Origin of the sequence: Nocardia blacklockiae, from assembly GCF_015477355.1 — a bacterium.
In the GTDB taxonomy this organism is placed as follows: domain Bacteria; phylum Actinomycetota; class Actinomycetes; order Mycobacteriales; family Mycobacteriaceae; genus Nocardia; species Nocardia blacklockiae.
The window spans coordinates 1-2,407 of sequence record NZ_JADLRJ010000026.1 but is presented as its reverse complement, the minus strand read 5'-3'; the positions used below and the strand labels follow the sequence as shown (position 1 = coordinate 2,407).

The 2,407-nt window shown below is 56.4% G+C and carries 1 rRNA gene; it reads left to right on the top strand.

Annotation, left to right across the window (positions count from 1 at the left end):
* A 23S ribosomal RNA gene (locus tag IU476_RS35620) occupies positions 1-2,366 on the top strand; the annotation flags it as partial.
* Positions 2,367-2,407: the final 41 nt, after the last annotated feature.

Below are 2,407 nucleotides of genomic sequence, written 5' to 3'. Positions count from 1 at the left end.
AGAGTCGCATGTCATGGACCCGAAGCGGAGTGATCTACCCATGGCCAGGGTGAAGCGACGGTAAGACGTCGTGGAGGCCCGAACCCACTTAGGTTGAAAACTGAGGGGATGAGCTGTGGGTAGGGGTGAAAGGCCAATCAAACTCCGTGATAGCTGGTTCTCCCCGAAATGCATTTAGGTGCAGCGTCACGTGTTTCACACTGGAGGTAGAGCTACTGGATGGCCTAGGGGGCCTACAAGCTTACCGAAGTCAGCCAAACTCCGAATGCCGGTGTGTGAGAGCGTGGCAGTGAGACTGCGGGGGATAAGCTTCGTAGTCGAGAGGGAAACAGCCCAGATCGCCGGCTAAGGCCCCTAAGCGTGTACTAAGTGGAAAAGGATGTGAGATCGCTGAGACAACCAGGAGGTTGGCTTAGAAGCAGCCACCCTTGAAAGAGTGCGTAATAGCTCACTGGTCAAGTGGTCTTGCGCCGACAATGTAGCGGGGCTCAAGTACACCGCCGAAGCCGCGGCATTCAGACATTACTCTGCTTTCGAGCCAGGGGTCTGGATGGGTAGGGGAGCGTCCTGCAGCCAGGGAAGCGCCGGAGTGATCCAGGTGTGGAGGCTGTGGGAGTGAGAATGCAGGCATGAGTAGCGAAAGACGAGTGAGAAACTCGTCCGCCGGATGACCAAGGGTTCCTGGGCCAGGTTAATCCGCCCAGGGTGAGTCGGGACCTAAGGCGAGGCCGACAGGCGTAGTCGATGGACAACGGGTTGATATTCCCGTACCCGTGTATCCGCGCCCAATGGCGAATCAGCTGTGCTAACCGTCCTGAACTGGCGGGATCTCCTTCGGGAGACCCAAAGGGGATGCACGGGATCCTGGCTGTAGTAGTCAAGCGATGGGGTGACGCAGGAAGGTAGCTGGGCCCGGTGGTGGATTACCGGGTGTAAGCCTGTAGGGCGAGACATAGGCAAATCCGTGTCTCATATGGCCTGAGAGGTGATGCGTAGCCGTTTGAGGTGAATTCAGTGATCCTATGCTGCCGAGAAAAGCCTCTAGTGAGTTGGTACACGGCCCGTACCCCAAACCGACACAGGTGGTCAGGTAGAGAATACCGAGGCGATCGAGAGAACTGTGGTGAAGGAACTCGGCAAAATACCTCCGTAACTTCGGGAGAAGGAGGGCCCGGTCCGGTGACAGGATTTACTCCTTGAGCTGGGTTGGGTCGCAGAGACCAGAGAGAAGCGACTGTTTACTAAAAACACAGGTCCGTGCGAAGTCGTAAGACGAGGTATACGGACTGACGCCTGCCCGGTGCCGGAAGGTTAAGAGGACCGGTTAGCCCTTTCGGGGGCGAAGCTGAGAATTTAAGCCCCGGTAAACGGCGGTGGTAACTATAACCATCCTAAGGTAGCGAAATTCCTTGTCGGGTAAGTTCCGACCTGCACGAATGGCGTAACGACTTCTCTGCTGTCTCCACCACAGACTCGGCGAAATTGCAGTACGAGTAAAGATGCTCGTTACGCGCGGCAGGACGAAAAGACCCCGGGACCTTCACTATAGCTTGGTATTGGTGTTCGGTACGGTTTGTGTAGGATAGGTGGGAGACTGTGAAAGCGGCACGCTAGTGTCGTGGGAGTCGTCGTTGAAATACCACTCTGGTCGTATTGGACTTCTAACCTCGGACCGTGATCCGGTTCAGGGACAGTGCCTGGTGGGTAGTTTAACTGGGGCGGTTGCCTCCTAAATGGTAACGGAGGCGCCCAAAGGTTCCCTCAGCCTGGTTGGTAATCAGGTGTCGAGTGTAAGTGCACAAGGGAGCTTGACTGTGAGACAGACATGTCGAGCAGGGACGAAAGTCGGGACTAGTGATCCGGCACCGGCGTGTGGAAGCGGTGTCGCTCAACGGATAAAAGGTACCCCGGGGATAACAGGCTGATCTTCCCCAAGAGTCCATATCGACGGGATGGTTTGGCACCTCGATGTCGGCTCGTCGCATCCTGGGGCTGGAGTAGGTCCCAAGGGTTGGGCTGTTCGCCCATTAAAGCGGCACGCGAGCTGGGTTTAGAACGTCGTGAGACAGTTCGGTCTCTATCCGCCGCGCGCGTTAGAAACTTGAGGAAGGCTGTCCCTAGTACGAGAGGACCGGGACGGACGAACCTCTGGTGTGCCAGTTGTTCCGCCAGGGGCATGGCTGGTTGGCTACGTTCGGAAGGGATAACCGCTGAAAGCATCTAAGCGGGAAGCCTGTTCCTAGATGAGGTTTCTCACCCCTTCGAGGGGGTAAGGCCCCCAACAGATTATTGGGTTGATAGGCCGGAACTGGAAGCGCAGTAATGTGTGGAGGTGACCGGTACTAATAGGCCGAGGGCTTACCAACGAAGGTGTTACGCGTCCACTGTGCGGTATCTGAAACAACAC